Origin of the sequence: Intrasporangium sp. (assembly GCF_032907665.1) — a bacterium.
GTDB lineage: Bacteria > Actinomycetota > Actinomycetes > Actinomycetales > Dermatophilaceae > Intrasporangium.
In genome coordinates, this window is record NZ_JAJJPG010000196.1 from 1 (window position 1) to 4,704 (window position 4,704).

Consider the following 4,704-nt stretch of genomic DNA (forward strand, 5'->3'; position numbering starts at 1 on the left):
CGGACTACGACCCGACGACCAACTACTTCAACACCTCGAGTGTCGAGTCCGTGGCGGCGGAGGTGCGCAGGCGCGCCCCCGAGGCGACCATCGTCATCAAGTCGACCGTCCCCGTCGGGTTCACGGTGCGGTTGCGACAGGAATACCCCGGGGCCCGGATCCTCTTCTCGCCGGAGTTCCTTCGCGAGGGTCGGGCCCTCTGGGACAACCTCCACCCCAGCCGGATCATCGTCGGGGACACGTCACCGGAGGCGAAACAGTTCGCCGACCTGCTCCTCGAGGGGGCAGAGGCCGCCGACGTCCCGGTGCTGCTGACCAACCCGACCGAGGCCGAGGCGACCAAGCTCTTCGCCAACACCTACCTCGCGATGCGCGTCGCCTACTTCAACGAGCTCGACACGTATGCCGCGACGCACGGTCTCGACACCCGCTCGATCATCGAGGGCGTGGGTCTCGACCCCCGCATCGGGACGCACTACAACAACCCGTCGTTCGGCTACGGCGGCTACTGCCTGCCCAAGGACACCAAGCAGCTGCTCGCGAACTACGACCAGGTCCCGCAGACCCTGATCAAGTCGATCGTCGAGTCGAACAGGACTCGCAAGGACTTCATCGCCGAGGACATCCTCCGGCGCGGCCCCCGTGTTGTGGGCATGTTCCGCCTCGTCATGAAGGAAGGGTCAGACAACTTCCGCAGCTCGAGCATCCAGGGGATCATGAGGCGGATCACCGACCGCGGGATCGAGGTGATCGTCTACGAGCCGGCGCTCGACGGCGAGGCCTTCAACGCTGCCCGAGTCGTCCAGGACCTTGACGAGTTCAAGCGCGAGGCCGACGTCATCGTCGCGAACCGGCACTCGGACGAGCTGGCCGACGTCCCCGACAAGGTCTACACGCGCGACATCTACGGTCGCGACTGACATGACCGCCGCGGCGCACACGGCGGGCGGACCAGCGCGCCCGCTCCTCGGCGGGAGGGCGCACCTGCTCGAGTTGGCCAGGCACGTCGACGCTCGTGGCGAGCTCGTGCCGCTCACCTTCGCCGACCTCGGCTTCCCGGTGGCTCGGGCCTTCGTTGTGACGGCGCCCGACGGGTCGATGCGCGGCGGTCACGCTCACGCCGCATCGAGACAGCTCCTGCTCCGGGTCCGGGGGACGATACGGGTGGAGCTGCGGGCCGTCGAGCAAGCGGAGGTGGTGCTGCTCGACGAGGAGTCGCCTGCGCTCGTCATCGAGCCCGGCGTGTGGGCGACCCAGACCTACGTCGGTGACGATGCTGCACTCGTCGTCTTCAGTGACGCTGCCTACGACCCGGCGGACTACATCGACCACCCAGACCTGCGCGAGCGTGCCACGTGACGCGGCGCCGGGTCGCCGTGCTGGGGGCGGGGATCATGGGCTCGTCGCTGGCGATCTACTTGGCCCGCCTCGGCGCTGCGGTCACGCTCGTCGACCGCGAGTCCGCACCGATGGCGGGGACGAGTCGATGGAACGAGGGGAAGATCCACCTCGGGTACCTCTACGGCGCGGACTCGACTCTGGGCACGGCCCGTCACATCCTCCCGGGGGGTCTGGCCTTCCGAAGGCTCCTGAGTGACCTCGTCGCTGCCGACGTGAACGAGCATGCGACGACCCGAGACGACATCTACCTCGTGCACGAGGACTCGGTGGTGCCACTCGACGTCCTCGGCAGGCAATTCACTGCCGTGAGCGATCTGATTCGGGCACATCCGCGCGCCGACGACTACCTCACCACGCTCACGGCCGCCCGAGCGGTGCCCCTGACCCGCAGCGAGCTCGACGGGCTCGCCTCGGGACGCATCGTCGGCGGCTTCCGCGTGCCGGAGCGATCAGTGGAGACGCAGTGGGTGGCCGATGCCGTTGTCGGCGCCGTCGCGGCCGAGTCAGGCGTCAGGTTCCGGGGCGACACGACGGTCACGTCCGTCGAGTCCACCGACACGGGGGTCCGCGTCGTCGGGTCGCCCGAGCTCGACGAGCCGTTCGACGCCGCCGTCAACGCGCTCTGGGCTGGACGCCTCGAGATCGACCGGACCGTCGGACTCTTCCCCAGTCACTCGTGGTCACACCGCTACCGCCTCTGCGTCTTCGTCCGGACGCGGCGCCCGGTCGACGTTCCCAGCGCACTCGTCGCGGTCGGCCCGTTCGGCGACGTCAAGAACTACAACGGTCGCGACTTCTACATCTCCTGGTATCCCGCAGGCCTCGTCGCAGAGGGGCGCGACGTGACCCTCGACGTCCCCGAACCGCTGGCCGGAGCACGCCGGGCCCGGTTCGTCGCCGACGTCCGCGCGGGGCTGGGCTCGTGCATGCCGTCGATCGACCGGGTCTTCGAGGAGGCGGCCGAGCTCACCGTCGCTGGTGGCCACGTCTTCGCCCGCGGCGGCGGGTCGATCGGCGACCCTCGATCCGGGCTCCACCGTCGCGACCGCTTCGGAGTCGAGAGGGCCGGCGCCTACTTCTCCGTCGACACGGGCAAGTACTCGACGGCGCCGTGGCTCGCGGAGCGGCTCGCTCGCACGATCATGGGAGTCGACTGACCCTCGCCCGCCAGGGCTCGCACGGGTGACGATTCGAGGAAGGCGCAGATGACACAGCCAGGTGGCAGGACGAGGGTGACGGCCCTCGTCCCGACCTACAACGGCGAGGCCTTCCTCAAGCGAACTCTCGACAGTCTCGCCGCACAGACCTGGCAGGAGCTCGAGATTCTCATCGGGGACGACTGCTCGAGCGACGCGACGCCGGAGATCGTCCGGGCCTTCGCCGAGGAGCACGCCAACGTCGTCGTCGTCGAGAGGGAATCCAACCTCGGATGGTTGCGCAACTCGAACGATCTCATGGCCCGTGCGAGCGGGGAGCTGCTGTTCTTCGCCTTCCATGACGACGTCGTGGCGCCCACCTACGTCGAGCGGCTCGCCGAAGCGCTGGAGAGCCGGCCCGGCGCCGTGATGGCCTTCTCGGACATGCTCGTCACCGAGCCTGACGGCGAGACCTCGCCGGCCGTCTTCGACCTTCTCTCCAGTGCCCACACGGCTCTGGCCCGGGGGCGGGTCATGGCTCGCCGTCCGGACAACTGGTGGGTGCCCAACCGGGGACTGTTCCGCGCGTCGGCCTTCCGCCGGGTCGGCGGTATCCACCCGAACACCCACGGTGAGTACTCGGCCGACTGGACCTGGCTCCTGCACCTGGCGCTGCTGGGCGACTTCGTGCGCGTCCCCGAGACCCTGTGCCACAAGCACTACCAGCGGACCAGCCTGAGCAAGGCCTGGCCGCACAGCCCAGAGCAGCAGGAGGCACTCCGCCGAGCCGGGGCTGCGGAGGTCAGGGCCAGTTCGGCCGGCCCCTGGGTCAAGCTCGTCCTCGTCACCCGCCTGCGATGGGATCTGCGGCGCCGGGTCTGGCAGGTGCTCCGGCGGACCCTCGGCCCGATGCGGCGACGAACGCGGCAGCTCGGTTCACGTCAGGTCTGACCGGCCCCGCTGCTGCAGTTCGTCAACGACCTTCTTGACGTCCTGCGCGCGCTCCTTCGTGGTGACGAGCAGGGCGTCAGCCGTGTCGATGACGATGACGTCGTCGAGGCCGACGATCGCGACCGCACGCCCACTGTCCGCAGCGACGAGTCCCGACGAGTCGATCGACACGACGTCATCCACTCCGGTGATGACGCGAAGCGTCGGCGTCCCGTGCGCCTGGTCCAGAACCTCTGCCAGGGACGAGAAGTCACCGATGTCGTTCCACCCGAAGGAGGCTGGCACCACTGCAACTCGACCCGCGGCCGCTGCAGGCTCTGCGACAGCATGGTCGATGGCGATCTTCGACAGCGAGGGCCAGAGGTCGTGGAGCCGTCGCGGGTCGCTTGCGATGATCCGCAGGTTCGCGGCGAGCTCGGGGTGCGTCTCAGCCAGGAGCTCGAGCAGCGTGGTCGCCCCAACGACGAACATCCCTGCGTTCCAGCGGTACTCACCCGAGCGCACATAACTCTCTGCGGTGGCTGCGTCGGGCTTCTCGACGAACACGTCCACACGGTGCGCACTCGGCGCCCCTGGCACGTCGAGCCGGTCGCCCAGCTTGATGTAGCCGAAACCGGTGGCGGGATGGGTCGGCTCGATGCCGATGGTGACGAGGTCCCCGGTTCGGGCGACAGCGATGGCCTCCGCGACTGCTGCCCGGAAGGCGTCGAGGTCGCTGATGACGTGGTCCGCGTGGAAGGCGCCCAGGATCGCTCCCGGGTCGCGGCGCTCGAGGATCGCGGCAGCCAGTCCGATGGCCGGCATGGAGTCGCGCGGAAGTGGCTCGGCGACCACGTCGTCGCGGCGGAGCATGGGCAGCTGTCCGCGGACGGCGTCCTCGTGGGCCGCGCCGGTGACGACGAGGACGCGGTCCTCGACGAGGGGCACCAGTCGCTCCCAGGTGGCGCGGAGCAGGGACTGACCCGTGCCCGTCAGGTCGTGCAGGAACTTGGGAGAGCTGCGGCGGGAGAGGGGCCAGAGTCGGGTGCCCGAACCGCCCGCTGGGATGACGGCCCAGAAGTCGTCGATCGAGGTCATGGCCCGTAACGGTAGTCGAGTGGCCCCAAACGCACGGGCGCACGTGCCAATCCGGCAGGGGCCGCTGGTCACGTGCAGGCGTTCGGGGCCACTCGACTGCGCCGGCGGGGCGTTTGGGGCCACTCGACTGCGCCGGCGG

The 4,704-nt window shown here is 69.3% G+C and carries 5 protein-coding genes; 4 read left to right on the forward strand and 1 reads right to left on the reverse strand.

Features of this window, described 5'->3' with window-relative positions; translation table 11 throughout:
- The 4 genes from LOY02_RS17920 to LOY02_RS17935 all read left to right on the forward strand — a co-directional run.
- Positions 1-920 (forward strand): nucleotide sugar dehydrogenase (locus tag LOY02_RS17920; protein ID WP_317183730.1); only part of this gene is annotated, 920 nt, incomplete at its 5' end.
- Position 921: 1 nt separating this feature from the next.
- On the forward strand, positions 922-1,359 hold the full coding sequence (locus LOY02_RS17925; protein WP_317183731.1) for an FdtA/QdtA family cupin domain-containing protein: 438 nt from the start codon (positions 922-924) through the stop codon (positions 1,357-1,359).
- Complete coding sequence (locus tag LOY02_RS17930; protein WP_317183732.1) at positions 1,356-2,558, forward strand: FAD-dependent oxidoreductase; 1,203 nt, start codon at positions 1,356-1,358, stop codon at positions 2,556-2,558. Before LOY02_RS17925 ends, LOY02_RS17930 begins: the two co-directional genes overlap by 4 nt.
- Positions 2,559-2,606: 48 nt before the next feature.
- Positions 2,607-3,488, forward strand: a complete 882-nt coding sequence (locus LOY02_RS17935) for a glycosyltransferase family 2 protein (protein WP_317183733.1) — start codon at positions 2,607-2,609, stop codon at positions 3,486-3,488.
- Here LOY02_RS17935 and LOY02_RS17940 read toward each other — a convergent pair.
- Complete coding sequence (locus LOY02_RS17940) at positions 3,474-4,565, reverse strand: mannose-1-phosphate guanylyltransferase (protein ID WP_317183734.1); 1,092 nt, start codon at positions 4,563-4,565, stop codon at positions 3,474-3,476. The genes LOY02_RS17935 and LOY02_RS17940 overlap by 15 nt on opposite strands.
- Positions 4,566-4,704: the final 139 nt, after the last annotated feature.

What these genes read in the sequence shown, in the direction of transcription:
- LOY02_RS17925 (WP_317183731.1), top strand. Translation starts at nt 922, where the DNA reads ATGACCGCCGCGGCGCACACGGCGGGCGGACCAGCGCGCCCGCTCCTC.
- LOY02_RS17940 (WP_317183734.1), bottom strand. Translation starts at nt 4,565, where the DNA reads ATGACCTCGATCGACGACTTCTGGGCCGTCATCCCAGCGGGCGGTTCG.
- LOY02_RS17935 (WP_317183733.1), top strand. Translation starts at nt 2,607, where the DNA reads ATGACACAGCCAGGTGGCAGGACGAGGGTGACGGCCCTCGTCCCGACC.